The sequence below is a fragment of the Sporosarcina sp. P13 genome (assembly GCF_002743055.1).
Taxonomy (GTDB): Bacteria; Bacillota; Bacilli; order Bacillales_A; family Planococcaceae; genus Sporosarcina.
This window is the reverse complement of the sequence record NZ_PDYM01000015.1, coordinates 1-20,754: the sequence shown is the minus strand read 5'-3', so window position 1 is coordinate 20,754 and position 20,754 is coordinate 1. Positions and strand designations below refer to the sequence as shown.

Here is a 20,754-nt window from a genome sequence, read left to right as displayed (position 1 = left end):
ATTTACTATAAACAGTAGTTTTATATGCGTGTTCGATAGGATTCGCTACTTTTCTATGCTATACTACAATTAAGTTTGCCGAAAAGGAGCAATTTTACATTATGGAAGAAACCATTAGTTTACAGGAATTATTTACTACATTGAAAAAACGTCTAGGATTAATCATAGGAACTACGGTAGCGGCGGCCGTCATTGCGGCAGTGATCAGCTATTTCTTCTTAACACCTATCTACCAAGCGTCCACGCAAATTCTAGTCAATCAAGAAAAAGTAGAGCAACAACCATTCAATGCGCAAGATATTCAAACGAATTTGCAACTCATCAATACATACAATGTCATTATTAAAACTCCTGCTATTTTAGAACCTGTTATTCAAAATTTAGATTTAGATAGTAGTCCGGCTGCGTTAAACTCCCAGATTACAGTGAGTAGTCAGCAGAACTCGCAAGTCGTCAGCATCACCGTACAAGACGCAGAACCTCATAAAGCAGTAGATATTGCAAACACAACAGCTGAGGTGTTCCAAAAAGAAATTGTTAAGCTGATGAATGTGGATAACGTGAATATTTTATCTCCCGCAGTCTATGCAGAAAATCCGAAACCGGTGAAGCCGAATAAGGAACTGAACGTAGCTATCGCAGCTGTCGTCGGTTTAATGATTGGCGTTGGTATCGCATTTTTACTTGAATACTTAGATACGACCGTTAAAACAGAACAGGATATTGAAGATCTACTCGGTTTGCCTGTATTAGGTCTCGTCAGTCCAATCTCTGATAAAGAAATGCACGCTCCAATCAATAGTCTACAGAAAGGGGCAAACGCAAATGTTTAAAAAGCGCATGTTTACTAAAAAAAAGCAGCCAAAACAATCCGTTGCGCGTAAAGTAGTTACGTATACGAATCCGAAATCAGTCGTATCGGAGCAATTTCGCACACTCCGGACGAATATAAATTTCTCTATGCCAGATCATGATCTCAAGTCGATACTTTTCACTTCTGCAGTACCAGGGGAAGGGAAGTCCACAGCATCTGCCAATACAGCAGTCGTCTTTGCCCAACAAGGAAAGAAAGTCTTGTTGATTGACGCGGATATGCGGAAGCCAACTACGCATTATACATTTTCAAGAATGAATGCAACGGGGTTATCCAATCTACTAACTCGTCAATGGGAACTAGACGATGTCATCCAGCAGACGGACATTGAGGGGTTGGATCTCATTACCAGTGGACCGATCCCACCGAACCCTGTAGAATTACTAAGTTCCAAAACGATGGATACATTACTTGAAAAACTTAAAGCAAAGTATGACCTACTCATATTCGATGCACCTCCCGTTTTATCTGTGACAGATGCACAAATTCTGTCCAATAAAGCTGAAGGAACGATTTTAGTACTGAATGCTGGAAAGACAGAGAAAGATAGTGTGTTAAAGGCTAAAGAAGCACTAGTCTCTTCACAAGCAAATATTTTAGGAACGGTCTTTAATAACTTCGTACTACACAAAGATCATTACTACTATCAGTATTATGGAAACGAAGAGTGAAAAGGCGAAATGCCTTTTCACTTTTCTTAAATCATTAACAGCTTTAGGAGGAATCACATGATCGATATACATAGCCATCTATTGTTTGGAGTCGACGATGGACCCGAAACGATGGAAGGTACTATGCGAATGGTGGAACAGGCAACCGCGGAAGGAATTACTCATCTTGTTGTCACCCCTCATGCATATAGTCCCCACTATCACGTTCCTGTAAGTGAAGTTGAGAGTCAAGTTCGTATGATCAGCGATGTTATGGAAGCCGCACAAATTGGGCTAACATTATCCACTGGCCAAGAAGTACGAATTCATGAACACTTGGTTAGCAACTTACTACATAAAAATATTCTTACAATTGCAGACACGCGCTATTTACTGCTAGAGTTGCCTTCCCAACACGTCCCGGCCTACACGATTAAAATGATAAATTCTTTGCTGGAAGAGGGCATTGTGCCAATCATTGCACATCCTGAACGCAATAAAGGGATAGCGGAAAAACCGGAACGTCTTGAACGACTTGTTCGCCATGGGGCACTCGCACAAGTGACAGCAGGAAGTCTTGCGGGGCATTTCGGCAAAAGTGTACAAAAATTATCTATTCAACTTATAGAAGCAAACTTAATTCACGCCTATGGTTCAGATGCACATAATACAGAGAACCGTCCATTTTTATTCACGAAAGGTTTAGACGTTCTAGGGAGAAAAGTGGATATGGAAACGGTAGATATGTTGCTATCCAATAATGAGAGAATTATCATGAATCAATTGCTTGCAATCTATGAGCCGGAAGTTCCTGTTTCTAGAAAATGGTGGAAATTGATTGGCTAAGCAGTTATAATTCTAATTAGTTACTAGCTAGTAATAACTTACATGATTATAGAACTACAGTATGAAAGGAGGAGTCTTTTTGACAATACGTAAGCGAATGACTATGCTGATTGCTACTGATTCAATTATCGTTTTATTGTCTATTTATATCGGCTACTTTATACTTCATCCAAAGACGAGTACCATTTCCGATGAAGTGGTACTGCTCAGTGCGGTGACTATCCAGATCGCACACCATTTCTTCGCATGGTACTACGGACTCTATCGAAAAGCTTGGTCGTATGCCTCTATCGGTGAGTTGAAATCTATCGTGAAAGCTGTAACCTTCACCATTCTTATCGTAGCAGGCGTACAGTTTGCTATTTCTCAAGACGTCCATATACGAGCGCTTGTATTGACGTGGATGTTACATGTTATGCTTATCGGCGGATCGCGCTTATCGTGGCGATTAGTAAGAGATGTTGTAGTAAAAGATAAAAACATGAAAACCGTTCGGACGATGATTATAGGGGCTGGACAAGCAGGTACTATGATCGCAAGACAAGTCCAAAATAATCCTGAGTACGGCATGCAACCTGTCCTATTCGTAGACGACGACAAGATGAAAGAAGGTCTTGAAATGTTCGGTATGCGTGTGTATAGAGGGACAGAAAACATTCCGCAATTGGTGGAAGATCACGCCATTGATAAAATAGTCATCGCGATGCCTTCGATGGGTAAGCAACCGATGGCAGGTTTGATGAAACGTTGTATCGAAACAGGTATCAAAACACAAACCATTCCACGCATCGAAGACTTGATGACAGGAAAAGTATCCGTTCAAGATATGCGTGATGTCAAAATTGAAGATTTGCTCGGACGTGATGAAGTACAGCTCGATCTACAGGCCATTGCAGATAAGCTGACAGGTAAAACGATCCTCATTACGGGAGCTGGCGGTTCCATTGGTTCCGAAATTTGTCGACAAGTGTTTGATTTCCGTCCGAAAAAACTCATCTTACTCGGACATGGAGAAAATTCTATCTATACTATAGACATGGAACTGCGTCAAAAGGTTTCAACTGACACAGAAATATGTCCAATTATCGCAGACGTTCAAGATCGCAATCGAATTTTTGATTTGATTGGTGAATTAAAACCTGATGTGATCTATCATGCAGCGGCACATAAACATGTACCCCTTATGGAAGGCAACCCGATGGAAGCCGTAAAAAATAATATATTCGGTACAAAAAATGTAGCAGAAGCCGCTAGATTCTTTGGCGTCTCGCACTTCGTTCTCGTATCAACGGACAAAGCAGTCAATCCGCCGAACGTCATGGGTGCAACAAAGCGCTTCGCTGAGATGATTGTGCAAAATTTAGCAAAAGACAGCGAAACAAAATTCGCTGCCGTTCGATTTGGTAATGTTCTAGGCTCACGAGGTAGTGTCGTACCTTTATTCAAAAAGCAAATCGCAAAAGGCGGTCCGATTACGATCACGGATCCAAAAATGACAAGATACTTCATGACCATTCCAGAAGCGTCACGATTAGTCATTCAAGCAGGAACACTCGCGCAAGGTGGCGAAGTATTCGTCCTTGATATGGGTGAACCTGTTAAAATAGTAGACTTAGCGAAAAACTTGATCAAGCTATCAGGCTATGAAGAAGAGGATATTGGAATCCATTACTCTGGCATTCGTCCAGGGGAGAAGTTATATGAAGAATTACTAAATGAAAATGAACGACAAAGTGAACATGTGTTTCCGAAGATTTATATTGGGAAAGCTACTCCGATTTCAGAGACGGAGCAAAGTTATGTGTTGGAGAAACTGCCGGCTATGGCTGATGATGAGCTGAAGGCGACGCTTGTTGGGTTGGCGAATCGGAAGTTTGTGGAGGCGCCGAAGTTAGAAGCGGACGCTATGTAAGGAAGAGGCAACATGCCTCTTTCCTATTTATAGTTGCTATATCAATAAACACCCTAACTCTTATTTAGGGAGTTAGTAGTTAATTAGAAAATCTAACTCTAATTAAGTACTAGTCACTAAATAACAATGTAGCAACGAGAGGAAGTCTGAAAGATGAAATCAACAATTACATATGACAAGATATTTTTATCATCACCACATATGAGTGATGAAGGCTATGAAATGCAATACGTAAAAGAAGCGTTTGATACGAATTGGATTGCTCCACTCGGTGAGAACGTCAATAAGTTTGAAGAAGAATTAGCTCGAAAAGTGGGTTCTACAGATGCCGCAGCTTTATCTTCAGGAACTGCAGCAATCCATTTAGCTCTTAAAGCTGCAGAAGTAGGAGAAGGGGATATCGTCTTCTGTCCAACGCTAACATTCTCAGCTACTGCAAATCCAATCATCTATCAAAATGCTACACCTGTTTTTATAGATAGTGATTATGAAACGTGGAATATGTGTCCGAAAGCATTGGAAGTAGCTTTTGAGAAGTATCCAGAAGTGAAAGCTGTTATTGTCGTGCATTTATATGGCCTTTCTGCTGATATGGATAAGATTATGGAAATCTGTAATAAACATGGTGTAGCAGTTATAGAAGATGCTGCAGAATCGCTTGGTACATATTATAAAGGCAAACATACGGGTACATTTGGCGACTATGGTATCTTTTCTTTTAACGGAAATAAGATTATCACTACTTCAGGTGGCGGGATGCTTGTTTCTAACAATACAGAGAAAATAGAGAAGTCTAGATTTTGGGCAACCCAGTCTAGGGATCAAGCAAGACATTATCAGCATAGTGAGCTAGGTTTCAATTATCGAATGAGTAATGTTTCTGCCGGGATTGGTAGAGGACAGCTTAAAGTACTAGATCAGCGAGTTGAAAAGAAAAGAGAGATTTACGACTTTTATAAAAAAGAACTAGGCGAGTTAGAAGGTATTCAATTCATGCCGATTAATGAGTGGGATGAACCTAACTGTTGGTTAAGTTCAATGACCTTAACTGGTAAGATACGACCTATTGATATATTTGAAGCTTTAGAAGCTGAAAATATTGAATCTAGACCTGTGTGGAAGCCAATGCATTTACAGCCTTTCTTTGAGAAGTATGATTTTGTTGGTGAAGGGGTATCTGAGAGGTTGTTTGAGGATGGGGTTTGTTTGCCGTCGGATACGAAGATGACTGAAGAAGAATTGCAGAGAGTTGTAAAAACCATTAAAGGACTGTGGGTATGAGCAGCAAAGGGAATATGTATAGCAGGTTTGTAAAGCGACCGATGGATTTTATACTTTCACTAATCGCAATCGTACTACTAAGTCCAATACTTCTTGTGGTTGCAATCCTAGTCAGAACAAAATTAGGTAGCCCTGTGTTATTTAAACAAGAAAGACCAGGTCTAAATGAAGAAGTATTTATGATGTATAAATTCAGAACGATGACAGATGAAAAAGATGATTCAGGTAATCTGCTTCCTGATAGTGTGAGGTTAACGAAGTTCGGTAGGCTGTTACGTTCTACATCTTTAGATGAACTACCCGAGCTATTTAATATATTAAAAGGTGATATGTCTGTTATTGGGCCAAGGCCGTTATTAGTCCAATACCTTCCATTATACAACGATCATCAAAAACGACGTCATGAAGTAAGACCAGGCTTATCTGGCTTAGCACAGGTAAGTGGTAGAAATGCGATTAGTTGGGAAGATAAATTTAATCTAGACGTTACATATGTAGATAATATAAGTTTCATTGGGGATTGGAAAATCATCTTCATGACAATTAAGAAAGTAATTGTTAGAGAAGATATTAGTTCGGAAACGGCTGCAACGATGGAGCCATTCACAGGTGCTGAAAAGGAAGAAATAAATTATGAAAAATAAACTTCTTATTATCGGAGCTAGTGGACATGGAAAAGTAGTTGCTGACATTGCTCTAGAAATGAATAAGTGGAGTAGCATTGAATTCTTAGATGATAATAAAACGATTAAAAATGTCATGGGATTAGACGTCATTGGAAGTTCAAAAGACATGTTGAACTATATAGATGAATACGAAATATTTGTTGGTATTGGTGATAATGCAATTAGAAAAAGGATTTATGAAAAGCTCAAATCTGCTGGAGCTACAATACCAATATTGATTCATCCGAATGCTGTTATAGGGTCAGAAGTGAGTATAGAGAGCGGTACTGTAGTTATGGCCGGAGTCGTTATAAACTGTTGTACTCAGATAGGTCAGGCATGCATTATCAATACCGGTTCTACGGTAGATCATGATAATTCTATTGGGGATTATGTTCATATGTCACCAGGTGCACGTCTTGCGGGAACGGTGAAGGTTGGACAGGAGTCTTGGTTAGGGATTGGAAGTGTGGTTAGTAATAACATTAACATTTCAAGTAGAAGTATAGTTGGAGCAGGTTCTGTTGTAATTAAAAATATAAATGAACCAGGCAGATATGTTGGTACTCCAGTTAGGAGATTATAAGTCATGAAGATATTGGTATTAGCTAATTTTGGAATGGGTTTATATAATTTTAGAAAAGAATTGTTAGAAAAGTTAATTCAACAAAATAATGAAGTATATATATCATTACCTAATGATGAATACGTGTCTAAATTGGAAGACATAGGGTGCAGGTTTATAGATACTCAGCTAAATAGAAGAGGAACAAATCCAATATCCGATTTTAAATTATTTTTATTTTATAGAAAAATAATCAAAAAAATTAAACCAGATGTTGTTCTAACCTATACAATTAAACCTAATGTATATGGAGGTATGGCATGTACAATAACAAAAACACCTTACATTACAAATATAACAGGACTAGGCACATCAGTTGAAAATAAGGGGCTAATGCAAAAGATAACATTGCAACTCTATAGAATAGGACTGAAAAAGTCATCTTGTATTATGTTTCAAAATGATACTAATCAAATATTCTTTCGAAAAAAAAGTATTATTAAGGGTGAAACTAGATTGATTCCGGGATCAGGAGTTAATCTGAACCTACATAAGTTTGAGGAATATCCAGAAAAAGAACAGAAGATACGACTTCTTTTTATTGGGCGCATTATGAAAGCAAAAGGTATAGAAGAGTTATTCAAAGCAGCGGTAATAGTGAAAAGTAAACACCCAAATGTTCAATTCGATTTGATTGGCTCCATGGAAGAAGATTATAGTCAAGAAATCCAGGAACTTGAAAGAGAAAATATTGTTAAATATTATGGACAACAGAGTGATGTACATTCATTTATTAAGAATTCTCATGCTACAATTCTTCCATCGCATCATGAAGGGTTGGCTAATGTGCTATTGGAGTCTGCATCATCAGGAAGACCTATTTTGGCATCTAATATACCAGGATGTGTCGAGACCTTCGAGGATGGGATAACTGGTTTTGGGTTTGAAGTTAGTAATGTTGCCAGCTTAGTAGATGCAATTGACAAGTTTTTAATTTTGTCTTATCCCCAAAAGAAAGAAATGGGTTACAAAGGTAGATTGAAAGTGGAGAAAGAATTCGATAGGGAGTTAGTTATAAATACATACCTTAATGAAATCAGTAGAGTAACCAGAGCGAATGAGGAGAGTTATCAATGAACCTATATGAGAAGATTAAGAATAAAGAAGAAAAGATTTCATTAGTAGGTTTGGGATATGTAGGAATGCCAATTGCAGTTGCTTTTGCAAAGAAAGTACATGTGATTGGATTTGATATTAGTAAAGACAAAATTGAACTTTATAAAAATGGTATAGATCCAACAAAAGAAGTCGGCGATATCGTGATCCAAAACACTACTGTAGATTTTACTTCTGAAGAGACAAGCCTTAAAAATGCAAAGTTTCATATCGTCGCTGTACCAACACCCGTCAAAGAAGATCGCACACCAGATCTAACGCCATTGAAATCTGCAAGTACTACACTAGGAAGAAACTTAACAAAAGGCTCAATAGTAGTTTTTGAATCTACTGTATATCCTGGTGTAACAGAAGAAGTATGTATTCCAATCTTGGAAAAAGAGTCTGGTTTAAAGTGTGGGCTTGATTTCAAGGTAGGTTATTCACCTGAAAGAATAAATCCAGGTGACAAGGTACATACGCTAGAAAATATTATTAAAGTAGTAGCAGGCCAAGATGAAGAAGTTTTAGATATCATTGCAAAAGTATATGAACTTGTAGTGGATGCAGGGGTATATAAAGCTGCAAGTATCAAAGTGGCTGAGGCTGCAAAAGTCATTGAAAACTCTCAAAGAGATATTAACATTGCATTTATGAATGAACTTTCTATTATTTTTAATAAACTAGAAATAGATACACAAGCTGTGCTCGAGGCTGCAGGTACAAAATGGAATTTCCTTAACTTCTCTCCAGGATTAGTGGGAGGACATTGTATAGGTGTAGATCCTTATTACTTAACATACAAAGCTGAGCAAATGGGTTATCATTCTCAAATCATTCTTTCAGGAAGAAAGATTAATGACAATATGGGAAAATATGTTGCTGAGAATATAGTTAAAAAGATGATTAAAGCTAATAAGCAAGTTAACGGTGCAAAAGTAGCTGTTTTTGGTATTACCTTTAAAGAGAACTGTCCGGATGTTAGAAATACAAAAGTGATTGATGTAATAAGAGAACTTGAAGAGTATGGTATCGAAGTGAAAGTTATAGATCCGGTAGCCGATGAAGAGGATTTAATTGCAATGTATAATATTCAGCTTTGCAAACCTGAAGAGATTAAAAATATGGATGCAGTGATTTTCGCAGTCACGCATGATGAATTTAAAGCTTTCGAATTAGAAGATGTAAAAAAGATGTATAAAAACTCTGGAATTACAAATGAAGAAAGTGATTTAAATAATTTAATTGATTCAAGTTTAACTAATATTACTGAAGAATTCGTGCTAGCTGACTTAAAAGGTTTATATAACAGAGAAGAAGCGGAAAAAATCGGATTTAATTACTGGAGGCTATAAGAATGCGCTACGAAAATATAAAGTTCCCAGAAGGAAGTAAATTCCTGGTGACAGGATCAGCGGGATTCATCGGTTCGAACTTAGTGGAAGCGATACTTAAATTAGGCTATCAAGTTAGAGGATTAGATAACTTCTCCACTGGCAAGAAGGAAAATGTAGAAGAGTTTTTAGATAATCCTAGTTACGAATTTATTGAAGGTGATATCCGTGATATTGAAACTTGTATGAAAGCTTGTAAGGGTATTGATTATGTTCTAAATCAAGCGGCATGGGGAAGTGTCCCAAGAAGTATTGAAATGCCTTTATTCTATGAAGAAGTAAATATTAAGGGTACCCTTAATATGATGGAAGCTGCTAGACAAAATAATGTTCAGAAATTTGTTTATGCTTCGAGTTCCTCCGTCTATGGTGATGAGCCTAATCTTCCTAAGAAAGAAGGTAGAGAGGGCAACGTATTATCACCTTATTCTTTGACTAAGAAAGTTAACGAAGAGTATGGAAGACTATATAGTGAGCTATATGGTTTAGATACATATGGATTACGTTATTTTAATGTATTCGGAAGAAGGCAGAATCCTGATGGTGCTTATGCTGCAGTTATTCCAAAGTTTATTAAACAATTACTTGATAATGAACAACCAACAATCAATGGAGATGGAAAGCAAAGTCGTGATTTTACATATATCGAAAATGTGATTGAGGCTAACTTAAAGGCATGCAAAGCTTCAACGGAGGCAGCTGGAAAAGCTTATAATATAGCATTCGGTGGAAGAGAGTTTTTAATTGATATATATGGACAATTATGCAAGGCGTTGGGTAAAGAGATACAACCTATTTTTGGCCCGGATAGATTAGGTGATATTAAACATAGCAATGCAGATATTACTAAAGCAAGAGAAATGCTGCACTATAATCCAAAATGGAATTTTGAACAGGGTATTTTTGAAGCACTTGAATGGTATAGGGAAAATTTAAAATAACAAAACACCTTGGTTGTTGCTTAATAAAGAAAATTCATATATAGACACTAGAAAGATGTCATTTATAGTATTATTAATAAATTTTATTTTAAATATTATAAATCAAGTAGCTTTTTTGAAATAAAAACATTAGAGCCAAGAAAACTGTTAATTACTTCAAGATAAGTATTTATTTAAAACTTCATATATAAATACCATTAAGTAGTATTTTTACATGATTACAGATTAGTATTGCTCTAAGGAGATTAGATGCTCTTAATTTGACTAATAAAATCTGTAATATATGAGGAGCTTGGATAGTTAATATTGTACGTTATATAAATAATAAATATTTATTACCTGTTTTGATATTTCATTTTTGGGAAGTGTAGTATGAAAAAACATTCCGACATCATTAAGGTAATACTTGTTTTAAACTGTGATAAAAATTATGATTTAGGAGATATGTTTGATGGTTAAAAACTCACCTTCGGAAGAGTTGTTATTTTCTGTAATTGTTATTACAAAGAATGAAGAAAAAAATATAGAACGTTGTTTAAAATCAATTAAAAATGTTTTTAAAGAACTGGATTTTTCATTTGAGATTATATTAGTAGACTCAAATTCAACGGACTTAACTATCCAAAGAGCAATAGATTTAGATATAAAGGAACTAAGAGTAGTAAATATAACACAATCGACTATATACAGCGCAGCACTTGGAAGAAATGTTGGAAGTAATATCGCCATGGGGAAATATTTATTGTTCTTAGATGGTGATATGAAGCTTTACAAAGATTTTATTTTAGAGGAATTCAAGTTACTCAGAGAAGAAGAGTGTGCCGGTATAATAGGAATACGAGATGATATAATATTAGATTCAAATAATAATATAATAAAATCTATAGAGAATAAATATAATATAACAGATTTAAAAATCACTTCTCATTTTGGTGGTTCTTTACTGATTAAAAGTAAAGTTTTCAGAGAAATGGGAGGATATAAAGAATATATATATTCGTTCGAAGAGCCTGAATTATATATCAGATTAAAAAGCAAAGGTTATAAGATTTATGAGACTCCTAAAAAGATGATTGATCACTATGATAAACCAAGTAAGAAAATAGAAAAACTAAAATCTTTGATATTTACCAAACGAGGATTTGGTTTAGGGCAAGTAATTAGATCTAGTTTTTTTGAAAAGAATATGTTTTATTTATTTAACCATAAGCCTGTAGCGCAATTATTTGTTCCACTTTTGATGGACTCATTTTCATATTTATTTTTAATTTTATCTTTTATAAATATAAAATTCCTATCAGGTTTTATCTTCTTACAATTAGTTTGTTTTATAATTTGCATATTATCTTTCGACATTAAAAAGTTTGTTTTAAGTAAATTTTTATTGATTCCTACGATATATGGGTTGTTTGAAAAGAAGAAAATTAAATATTCTAATCAAGTAGTGAAATAAAGGTTATGCACATCAAAATATATTTACATAAAATATTAATCTACAAGTAGGGATGGAAAATGAAAATTCTATTTATAGCTGGGCAAGCAATTAAGTCAAATACTTCAGTAACTATGATGAATATTGCATATATTAAAGGTTTAATAGAGGCTGGAAACAGTGTGAAAGTTATTACATCAAAATTACCCGATGGGCATATTGCATCAGATAACGGATTTGAATTACCTAATACACTAGAAGTTGAGGAATTAAATATTAGCTCATCATTTAATGCATTAAGTAGTAAGAGAATAGGTTCAAAAAGAGTAGTGTTTAATAATTTGAAAAAAGTTTTAAGGAAGGCATATAATAGCTTTTCTTTATATGGACCTCAGAAATCATGGATTAAAAATGTGGATAGTTTTTCTAGTGATGAATATTATGATTTAATAATTTCTTCCTCTGACCCTAAACATTCACATCTTTTTGCTAAATTACTTATCGAAAAGAAAAAAGTTTTGTACGGAAAATGGATTCAAATATGGGGAGATCCCATGTACATTGATATAACTAGAAACAGCAAGTTGTTTAACAAAAGATTTTACAATGAAGAGGAAAGATTAATAAGCGCAGCAGATAAAGTTATTTATGTATCCCCTTTTACTGCTGACAAACAAAAAGAACTCTTTCCAAAGTATCAAGATAAAATTGACTATATCCTTATACCATATTTCACCTTAGATGATACTTTACCACGTAACGTGAATGGAAATGATATGATTTTTGGCTATTTTGGAGACTATAACTCTAAAGTAAGAAATTTAAAACCATTGTATAATGCTGCAATTAAATCAAAAACAAAATTGACGATACGTGGTAATTCAGATAAACCACTCACTAAAAAAACAGATATAGATATTAGTGGTAGGATTTCAATTAAGGAACTCAATGAACTTGAAAAGAAAACAGATGTATTCATCCACTTATGTAATACAAATGGAACTCAAATACCTGCTAAAGTTTATTATTACTCAGGTACAAAAAAGCCTATATTATTTATATTAGATGGAGAATCAAAAAAAATTAAAAGTTTTTTTGAAAAGTATAAACGGTTTGTTTTCTGTGAAAACAATAGAGAAGATATTATCAAAGCAATTAATGAAATTAAAAGCAGAAAATTTTCAGAGGTTAAGAATGAAGTATTAGACGAACTTTCGCCAGTTTCCATAGCAAATGATTTACTAAGGAAAGTGGGGGGGGATAAATTTAATGAATGATAATATCAAAGTAAGTGTAGTGATACCAGTTTACAATCTAGAACAATATATTGAACGTTGCATCAAATCAGTAATAAATCAAAACCTTAAAGAAATCGAAATTATTATTGTCAATGATGGTTCCTCTGATAATTCAGCGAAGATAATAAATAAATATCAAAAAGAGGATTATAGAATTATTGCTATTAATCAAGAAAATTCTGGTGTTAGTTCAGCAAGGAATAGAGGTATTGAAATAGCAACTGGTGAGTATATTACTTTTGTAGATGGTGACGATTATATAAATAATACAACGCTAGAGGAAATGTATTCCATAGCAGAAAGTGAAAAAAATGATTTGGTTTTCTGTTTTTTAAGTAACGATAGACAAAAAGATATGTCTAAAAAAACACACATTGAACGATCTGAAATATGCTTAAAACATATGATTGAAGGAAAAAGGGCTAGAACCGCATCGGGAATACTTTTTAAATTAAGCTTACTAAAAAGGTACAATATAAAATTTGAGACGGATTTGCATTATGGAGAAGATTTTTTATTTACAATATACTCCCTTATTAAAACCAAGAAAAACGTGGGTATAATTCCTGAGTATTTATATAAAGTGGAAGAGAGATTAGGTTCTGCGACAAGAAAATTTGACATAAACCGTTTCAAACAAATATCCTTACTATCTACTAAAATTGAAGATTCATTTAAAGAAATATATTACGATAATGAACTAGAAGATTTATTATATCGATACTTTGAGTCCAATATTTTTAGTGCTGTTACTAATATAGTGCGTTCAAATGAAAAAACTTCTATAAAAGTAAAGAGATTACAAGAAATAAAAGAAAATAAGCATTCCCAAAAGGTATTTAAATACAATAATAAAGTTTTTGGCACGAAGAAAAATAAATTAAAAGTTATTTTAATTAGATACTCTAATGTTTACCTCATATGGATCTTATATTCTCTCTACACGTATAAAAGGAATGATTTCAAATAAATAATAAATTGAGTAATATAAATAAAATTACCAGCTATATTTCAGCTATTACTGTATGTCTTTTCCCAATACTATCACCGTATAAATTCATCGGACCTATATCTTTAGGTATAATGATTTTGTTTCTTGGAGCAGTTTTATGCATAATTGTTAGTAAAAAAATAGTTTTTTTTGTACCACTATTAATTATGTTGTCTATACATTCAGCTTTGTCTATAATAGCATTTTTTTCATTATCAGAACGATTAGGTACAGAATCAATTATTTGGAGTATTACAATTGCCATGTTGGTTTGCTTTCTTATTATGCAACATATTCATTTCTTTGAATTGAAAACATTTTTGAAAGTTATTACATTTATTTCGCTAATAATATCTGCCTTTCTTTTTTATCAGTTGTCAATTGTCGCAGTAGGTGGAATACCGCATAATGGTGTATTATTTAAAAGTTTAATTGAAGAAAATAGTTGGTCAAAATCTTATATGAGACCTAATTCATTCTTTTCTGAGCCTTCATATTTAGCAATATACTTACTTCCGGTTATAGGATTATTATTAAATTATCAAAAATATCTTTTGGTATTATTTTTTTATAGTGTTTTAATATTATCAACATCTACCCTTGGTATAGTAGGTGGAGGAATAATACTAATACTTTATACGGTTTTAAATAGAAAGGTAAAGTTATTAATATTAACTATTATTATATTATTTTTGTTTTACGTTATAGCTATTAAATATTTTGATTTAGAATGGCTTATGCAATTTAATATAGATAAAACAGTGAATATACAGGATCGAAGCCAGATTAGAGTCGCAGGGTATTTAGAATACTTCGAACTAATTCCAACCTTTAATCAAATTATAGGGGTGGGTTTTGGCCAACTTTCAAATTACTTCAAAGCTTATAACTTAGCGAACTATAGCAATGCATTTGTTTTAATGTTAATTAATTTTGGTATTATTGGCTTTCTGACGTATGTTTTATTTATCATGTGGTCATTTTTAAAAAGTAAAAAAGAGGGATTTTTTTTATATTAATCTTTATACTAATTAGTTCTGTAGATGCTTTTATTTATAATGCAAATTTCTTTTATATTTTATATTTTATTCTTGTTTTTACCAAATTTAAATCTATCAAGATTAACTTATAGTCAAATGCGTTTTAGTCTAATTATCGCACTGATATAAAATTAATTTATCTATTTCAATTCACTAGTGTTACATAATGATTTCTGATTGTTTTAATTTCCTGTTTTTGCTTTGAATAGAAAAAATGAAAATGTGAAAACAACAGAATAGGTGTAGTGAGCAACCTTCTGGCGTAGTATTATGCCCGCAGATGCTCCATATTAAGTTGCAACATTTTGTAATTGTGATTGCAATCTTGTGTATAATGATTTTGAAAAATACATCTTTCTTTGCTAAACCATTTGACAAGGATAGAAGAATTCAATAGATGGTAGTATTTAAAGAATTTAAGGTCCTTGTTTATCACGCAATTAAAACATATTCATGTTTGGAAAATATTGTTTAGTTCATTTGGAACGCTAATTAATAGTTGATTGAGGTTGGCTTGTGTGTAATCGATGTGGTTATTTTTTATTCAACTCAAGATGGGGGAATAAAGTCTATAAGGAACGAGCGATAATTTAATGAGAATTTCGTATTTAAAAGATAGGCTTTATGAAATTATATCAGTTAGGGGCTTTTAATATTGAAGAAGGTAGCTATAATAACTCTGAATGGATATTTTAATTACGGTAATAGATTACAAAATTTTGCGTTACAAGAAATAATAAAACAGCAAGGCTACGACGTAGAAACAATTCTTCATCATGAAGCACCTCTTATTACGAATGAGAATAAGATGATTAGAAATATTAAGAGGATTTGTCGTTTGAAAAATATAAATCTAAAGGAATTAAAGATGAAGGTTTCAAATAAAGTTTCTGCAAAGAAAAGAAACTTTGCCGTACAAAGTCGTATTCCTGAGTTTAAAGATTTTACACAAAAATACATTAAAGAAACAACAGAAATAATATCAAGTGATGATATTCCTGAAGGTTTAGAAAGTAAATATGACTATTTTGTTGTTGGTAGTGATCAGGTTTGGAATCCAAATTATCAATCCCATGAGAAAATTCTTCCGGCAATCGAATATTTAACATTTGCTCCAAAAGAAAAACGGCTTTCTTATGCTGCCAGTTTTGGAATAAATAAAATACCAAGTAACTATATACCAAGAGTTAAAAACGGCTTAAATGGAATGAAAAGTATTCTTGTTAGAGAACAGGTTGGAGCTGAAATCGTACAAGAATTGACAGGGAGAAAAGCACATTTAGTACTAGATCCTACAATGCTATTGACAAGAGAAAGATGGCTTTCTATTGCAGAACCCAATAAAAATAAACCAGCCAAGGAATTTATACTGACTTATTTTTTAGGTGAAATGTCATCTAAAACCACTGATTTAATAAATAGTATATCCAAAAAATATAATTTCGAGATTATTCATCTTGAAAATTATAAAGATATTGATCAGTATAAAGCCAACCCTAGTAATTTCATTGATTATATTAATTCTGCTTCAATTTTTCTTACCGATTCCTTCCATGGTGTTGTCTTTTCGATTGTATTAGAAACCCCTTTTATTGTATTTAAGAGAAAAGAAATTGGTCCATCAATGTATTCAAGAATTGAAACGCTTTTGCGAACGTTTAACTTGGAAAGTAGACAACTCGAATTAATAAGGGAAAAGCCATCAGAGATAATGAGTTTAGATTTTAGTGAGATAAGAGAGATATTGGTGGAAGAAAGAAATAAATCATTATTGTTACTTAAACAGTCTTTCATTTGAAAAGTTACTAACATAATTAATAAGATATTAGTTAGAAAAAGTAATTTAAAAAGATAATTAATACATAAAACTCAACCTTTTTAAATGAAATAATAAAAGCAAATGAATCCTAACTTAATTCAAATTATAGATTAGTTCCATGAGAATTAGTCAACACTATAATATAATAATGGAATATCCAGATTTTTGAATAGTTGACAAAGTATCAGTGTTAAGTAGTGTATATAATACTAAGGTTGTGTTGTTAATGAGTCAAATTAAGATGGGTGCACTTCTATCTTACCTTGCTTTGATACTTTCTGTTGTAATTTCGTTAGTTTATACTCCCATAATGATTAGAACACTTGGTCAGGCAGAGTATGGCGTGTACTCTTTAATGGCAGCATTTGTAGGGTATTTAACGATTTTAGATATGGGATTAGGAAATGCAATTGTTCGCTATGTGGCTCGAACTAGAGCTGGTAATGATCAACAGGAAGAGTCTAGATTAACTGGTATGTTTTTAATCTTATTTACTATTTTAGGAGCAGTTGTTGGAATTATTGGCGTTGTAATGTACTTTCAAATAGACTTATTATTTAGTGACAGTTTAAAGGCTAATGAACTATTACTGGCTAAACAGATATCTATTATACTTATTGCTAATTTCTCCATTTCTTTTCCATTGAGCGTGTTTGGAGCATTAATCCAAGCACATGAAAAGTTTGTTTTTATGAAAGTGGCTGGAATTGTTAGAACGGTAATTATTCCGCTAATTACCATTCCACTGTTATTTATGGGGTATGGCTCTGTAATGATGGTAATAATAAGTTCATTAATTAACATCATATTTCTTTTAATTAATGTAGTTTATTGTTTTAGAAGATTGAAAGTAAGAGTGCAATTCAGATACTTTAACAAACGATTATTAAAAGAAGTTTTAATTTACTCGAGTTTTATTTTTTTAAATGCAATTATAGATAAGATTTATTGGAGTACAGATCAAATCATCTTAGGATCAGTCACGGGCGCAAATCAAGTTGCAATATATGCTATTGCTATGCAATTCATTATGATATATATGTCTATTTCAACGGCAATTAGTGGGTTATTTTTACCTAAGGTATCAATTATGGAAATGAAAGGTGCTACCTCTAAAGAGTTTTCTGATTTATTTATAAAGGTTGGCAGGATTCAGGCGCATATATTGTTTTTTATATTAGGTGGATTTCTTTTGATTGGAAAACAATTTCTTACATTATGGGTTGGAATTGATTATTTAGATGGATATTATATTGTCCTAATTATAATGACACCATTAGCCGTTATACTGTCTCAGAATGTGGGTATATCAATTTTACAGGCGAAAAACATGCATGCTTTTAGATCGGTTTTATATTTAGTTATTTCTCTTATTAACATAGTAACTAGTATATTCATAGCGGATAAGTATGGGGGAGTTGGAGTAGCATTAGTTACAGCGGGATCTCTAGTAATAGGAAATATAATTATAATGAATGCGTATTACTATTTGAAACTGAATATTAACGTCAAAGTATTATGGATAGGAATATTTAAAATCATCTTTTCAGTGTGTATTCCCTTTGTATTGATTAATATTATAAATATTAATGCAAGCTTATTAATGATAATTACGAGCGGATTAATATATTCTATAATTACTTTACTCTTAATGTGGTTTATTTCTATGAATCCCTTTGAAAAACAGTTGCTAATAACTATTAAAACAAAATTAACTAAGTGATGTATTGTGGAGGAGAATATGAAAAGAATAGCTAAATGGATTACACCTAAATCTTTGCACATGAGAATTCAAATATTTAAAACGAATATTCGACTACTGAGGAATTACCTATATGATTACAAGTTTTTCAACGAGTTTTCTGCAACAAAAGATAATAAAAGAAATAAGGCTACACATAGATCAGAATTAATTTTCTACTATCATAAAATCGAAAAAGGATTAGCGTTACCAAATCCAAGAGTTGGTTTTGGTGAACAAGCAATTTTATATTTAATTGATTCCCTAGAGCAGTATGTAGAAAAATATAAATGGGATAAAACATCGCAAATTACATTAAATACTTTAAATCTGTATTACGAATTTAATTTAAGAAATAATAATAGTTTAAATGATTTGAATGAGAGATTGGAAAAATTAAGAATTTCTTTAGGCCCTAAATCTATCTCGAATGAAGGTGGAGTTTTAGATGTAAAGAAGTCTGAAATTCTAAAAAATAGCTCGATTGACTTTAATAATTTTGCGAATAGTAGGCATAGTATTAGGGACTTTTCATCTGAGGAAGTGCCTGTTAAGTTAATTAAGGAAGCTATAAAAATTGCACAAAAAACACCTTCAGTATGCAATCGTCAATCATCAATTGTGCATATTTTTGATAATAAGGATAAGCAAAAACAGGCATTATCATTTCAAAATGGGAATGCGGGATTTGGTGATAAAGCGAGTAAAATATTGTTAATCACAACCGATGCTGAAGATTTCTTTGGAGCTGGTGAGAGAAATCAAGCTTTTATCGATGGAGGTATGTTTGCAATGTCTATAATCTACGCTCTTCATTCACTTGGAATAGGAAGCTGTGCGCTTAATTTAGCTTTAGATTATAGAGTTGCTGATCGACTCAAAAAGAATATGGGAATTGAACAAAAAGAAATTCCGATTATGATGATTGCGGTTGGTTACTTACCTGAAACCTTAAAAGTAGCTGCTTCACCTAGAAAAAGTCTTGATGAAATTACTAAAATACACTAATATAACCTTCAAGTGATTTTGTCTCTTACATACTTTTGTGAAGAAATATATAGTAAAGGTGGATCTACGTCAATAACCTGGACACAAAAAAGTTAAGTCCGTTTCAGAACGGCATCCATTCACGGAGCGTCCTGTATCCAGCGAAGCCAGTCAAGTGAAAGACCGCACTTGACAGCTTTCGCTGGATACAGGAAATACAACCCATGGATGTCGTCCTAAAAAATGTGTTTGAAGAGTAAATTGGGAATCCAAATTTACTCTTCCATTCAAGCTGCTTCTTTACGGCACGAATCTTCTAGTTGTTGGGGCGTTAAATAGTCAATAGCCCCGTGAATCCGTCTCCGGTTGTACCACGATTCAATGTAGCTAAAGAGGGCTAATCGCGCAGTTTCAAAGTCAATATAAGTAGTTTGATACACTTCTTCTTTCTTCAAAGTCGCGTGAAAAGACTCGATGCAGGCATTGTCATACGGGCATCCTTTACGGCTGAAAGACTGTTTGATTTTTGCGTCTGCCAATGCTTTTTCAAAATCTTCACTTGTGTATTGGCTGCCTAAATCGGTATGCAAAATCAACTCATCATCTGGTTGTTGAACATCGACCGCGTTCGATAAAGCTTGTAGAACGAGTTCTGTTGTCATTGATGTTGAAAATGAATAGCCTATAATTTTCTTCGTGTGTAAATCAAGAACGGAAGCTAGGTAACACCAGCCGTCTCGTAGCGTGTTAATATACGTAATATCTGCAACCCATTTTTCATTGATTGTCGTTGTTTCGAAATCCTGTTCTAACAGATTTTCACGTTCTTCAACTTGTCCAGTGGTGGAAGTAGGGCGGTACTTTTTTACAATCGTCGAACGAATTTCTGCCTCTTTCATGATTCGCTGAACACGATTTAAGCTTGCAGTAAAACCTTCTTGCGTTAAGAGATGATGGATCTTCGGTGCGCCATAGCGACCTTTACTTTCCACATGAATGATTTTTATGCGTGCTAAAATCGCTTCGTTTTCGATGGCATACGAAGATTTTACTTTACGGAATGACTGGTAATACGTACTTCTTGGCACATTAAGCACTTCGCACATTACTTGAATAGGAAAGTTTTCTTTCTCCTGTTCGATGTGGTCAATGATCTCTTGGTC

General features: G+C 33.5%; 18 protein-coding genes. 17 read left to right on the top strand and 1 reads right to left on the bottom strand.

The window, feature by feature from the left end:
• Positions 1–101 precede the first annotated feature (101 nt).
• The 17 genes from CSV79_RS08770 to CSV79_RS08685 all read left to right on the top strand — a co-directional run bounded on the left by CSV79_RS08770 (position 102) and on the right by CSV79_RS08685 (position 19,612).
• Positions 102–833: a YveK family protein gene (locus CSV79_RS08770; protein ID WP_099688670.1), complete on the top strand. Its 732-nt coding sequence runs from the start codon at positions 102–104 to the stop codon at positions 831–833.
• Positions 826–1,545, top strand: a complete 720-nt coding sequence (locus tag CSV79_RS08765) for a CpsD/CapB family tyrosine-protein kinase (protein WP_304442586.1) — start codon at positions 826–828, stop codon at positions 1,543–1,545. Before CSV79_RS08770 ends, CSV79_RS08765 begins: the two co-directional genes overlap by 8 nt.
• A gap of 57 nt (positions 1,546–1,602) precedes the next feature.
• Positions 1,603–2,370, top strand: a complete 768-nt coding sequence (locus tag CSV79_RS08760; protein WP_099688669.1) for a tyrosine-protein phosphatase — start codon at positions 1,603–1,605, stop codon at positions 2,368–2,370.
• A gap of 79 nt (positions 2,371–2,449) precedes the next feature.
• Entirely contained in the window at positions 2,450–4,282 is a 1,833-nt protein-coding gene (locus CSV79_RS08755) for a polysaccharide biosynthesis protein (protein WP_099688668.1), read from the top strand.
• Between the two features lie 153 nt (positions 4,283–4,435).
• A complete protein-coding gene (locus CSV79_RS08750) occupies positions 4,436–5,563 on the top strand; it encodes a DegT/DnrJ/EryC1/StrS family aminotransferase (protein WP_099688667.1) in 1,128 nt (375 codons plus the stop codon).
• Positions 5,560–6,207 carry a sugar transferase gene (locus CSV79_RS08745; protein ID WP_099688666.1) on the top strand — a complete coding sequence of 216 codons (648 nt, stop codon included), beginning with the start codon at positions 5,560–5,562 and terminating at the stop codon, positions 6,205–6,207. The genes CSV79_RS08750 and CSV79_RS08745 overlap by 4 nt, the downstream gene beginning before the upstream one ends.
• The gene (locus tag CSV79_RS08740) at positions 6,197–6,814 is read left to right on the top strand and encodes an acetyltransferase (protein ID WP_099688665.1); all 618 of its coding nucleotides are present in this window, start codon (positions 6,197–6,199) and stop codon (positions 6,812–6,814) included. Before CSV79_RS08745 ends, CSV79_RS08740 begins: the two co-directional genes overlap by 11 nt.
• Before the next feature lie 3 nt (positions 6,815–6,817).
• Positions 6,818–7,930, top strand: a complete 1,113-nt coding sequence (locus CSV79_RS08735; protein ID WP_099688664.1) for a glycosyltransferase family 4 protein — start codon at positions 6,818–6,820, stop codon at positions 7,928–7,930.
• A complete protein-coding gene (locus tag CSV79_RS08730; RefSeq protein ID WP_099688663.1) occupies positions 7,927–9,303 on the top strand; it encodes a nucleotide sugar dehydrogenase in 1,377 nt (458 codons plus the stop codon). Before CSV79_RS08735 ends, CSV79_RS08730 begins: the two co-directional genes overlap by 4 nt.
• 2 nt (positions 9,304–9,305) lie before the next feature.
• Complete coding sequence (locus CSV79_RS08725) at positions 9,306–10,283, top strand: SDR family oxidoreductase (RefSeq protein WP_099688662.1); 978 nt, start codon at positions 9,306–9,308, stop codon at positions 10,281–10,283.
• 451 nt (positions 10,284–10,734) lie between these two features.
• Entirely contained in the window at positions 10,735–11,736 is a 1,002-nt protein-coding gene (locus CSV79_RS08720; RefSeq protein WP_099688661.1) for a glycosyltransferase, read from the top strand.
• A 59-nt stretch (positions 11,737–11,795) separates the two neighbouring features.
• On the top strand, positions 11,796–12,992 hold the full coding sequence (locus tag CSV79_RS08715; RefSeq protein ID WP_099688660.1) for a glycosyltransferase family protein: 1,197 nt from the start codon (positions 11,796–11,798) through the stop codon (positions 12,990–12,992).
• Positions 12,985–13,983, top strand: coding sequence for a glycosyltransferase family 2 protein (locus tag CSV79_RS08710; RefSeq protein WP_099688659.1), 999 nt, complete (start codon positions 12,985–12,987; stop codon positions 13,981–13,983). The genes CSV79_RS08715 and CSV79_RS08710 overlap by 8 nt, the downstream gene beginning before the upstream one ends.
• Before the next feature lie 119 nt (positions 13,984–14,102).
• On the top strand, positions 14,103–15,023 hold the full coding sequence (locus tag CSV79_RS08700; protein ID WP_143560550.1) for a hypothetical protein: 921 nt from the start codon (positions 14,103–14,105) through the stop codon (positions 15,021–15,023).
• A gap of 676 nt (positions 15,024–15,699) precedes the next feature.
• Positions 15,700–16,842 carry a polysaccharide pyruvyl transferase family protein gene (locus tag CSV79_RS08695; RefSeq protein ID WP_158232500.1) on the top strand — a complete coding sequence of 381 codons (1,143 nt, stop codon included), beginning with the start codon at positions 15,700–15,702 and terminating at the stop codon, positions 16,840–16,842.
• 247 nt (positions 16,843–17,089) lie between these two features.
• Entirely contained in the window at positions 17,090–18,586 is a 1,497-nt protein-coding gene (locus CSV79_RS08690; RefSeq protein WP_099688655.1) for an oligosaccharide flippase family protein, read from the top strand.
• Between the two features lie 18 nt (positions 18,587–18,604).
• Positions 18,605–19,612 (top strand): nitroreductase family protein, encoded by a 1,008-nt coding sequence (locus CSV79_RS08685; RefSeq protein ID WP_199171896.1) that lies wholly within the window; start codon positions 18,605–18,607, stop codon positions 19,610–19,612.
• 266 nt (positions 19,613–19,878) lie between these two features.
• On the opposite strand, the gene CSV79_RS08680 is transcribed toward CSV79_RS08685, so the two are convergent.
• On the bottom strand, positions 19,879–20,754 hold an 876-nt coding region (locus tag CSV79_RS08680), incomplete at its 5' end, for an IS3 family transposase (protein WP_099688654.1).

Bases quoted from the DNA above. Each gene is read 5' to 3' on its own strand.
- CSV79_RS08750 (WP_099688667.1), top strand. From the start codon at position 4,436: ATGAAATCAACAATTACATATGACAAGATATTTTTATCATCACCACAT.
- CSV79_RS08735 (WP_099688664.1), top strand. From the start codon at position 6,818: ATGAAGATATTGGTATTAGCTAATTTTGGAATGGGTTTATATAATTTT.
- CSV79_RS08685 (WP_199171896.1), top strand. From the start codon at position 18,605: ATGAAAAGAATAGCTAAATGGATTACACCTAAATCTTTGCACATGAGA.
- CSV79_RS08725 (WP_099688662.1), top strand. From the start codon at position 9,306: ATGCGCTACGAAAATATAAAGTTCCCAGAAGGAAGTAAATTCCTGGTG.
- CSV79_RS08690 (WP_099688655.1), top strand. From the start codon at position 17,090: ATGAGTCAAATTAAGATGGGTGCACTTCTATCTTACCTTGCTTTGATA.
- CSV79_RS08770 (WP_099688670.1), top strand. From the start codon at position 102: ATGGAAGAAACCATTAGTTTACAGGAATTATTTACTACATTGAAAAAA.
- CSV79_RS08760 (WP_099688669.1), top strand. From the start codon at position 1,603: ATGATCGATATACATAGCCATCTATTGTTTGGAGTCGACGATGGACCC.
- CSV79_RS08745 (WP_099688666.1), top strand. From the start codon at position 5,560: ATGAGCAGCAAAGGGAATATGTATAGCAGGTTTGTAAAGCGACCGATG.
- CSV79_RS08710 (WP_099688659.1), top strand. From the start codon at position 12,985: ATGAATGATAATATCAAAGTAAGTGTAGTGATACCAGTTTACAATCTA.
- CSV79_RS08720 (WP_099688661.1), top strand. From the start codon at position 10,735: ATGGTTAAAAACTCACCTTCGGAAGAGTTGTTATTTTCTGTAATTGTT.
- CSV79_RS08740 (WP_099688665.1), top strand. From the start codon at position 6,197: ATGAAAAATAAACTTCTTATTATCGGAGCTAGTGGACATGGAAAAGTA.
- CSV79_RS08715 (WP_099688660.1), top strand. From the start codon at position 11,796: ATGAAAATTCTATTTATAGCTGGGCAAGCAATTAAGTCAAATACTTCA.
- CSV79_RS08730 (WP_099688663.1), top strand. From the start codon at position 7,927: ATGAACCTATATGAGAAGATTAAGAATAAAGAAGAAAAGATTTCATTA.
- CSV79_RS08765 (WP_304442586.1), top strand. From the start codon at position 826: ATGTTTAAAAAGCGCATGTTTACTAAAAAAAAGCAGCCAAAACAATCC.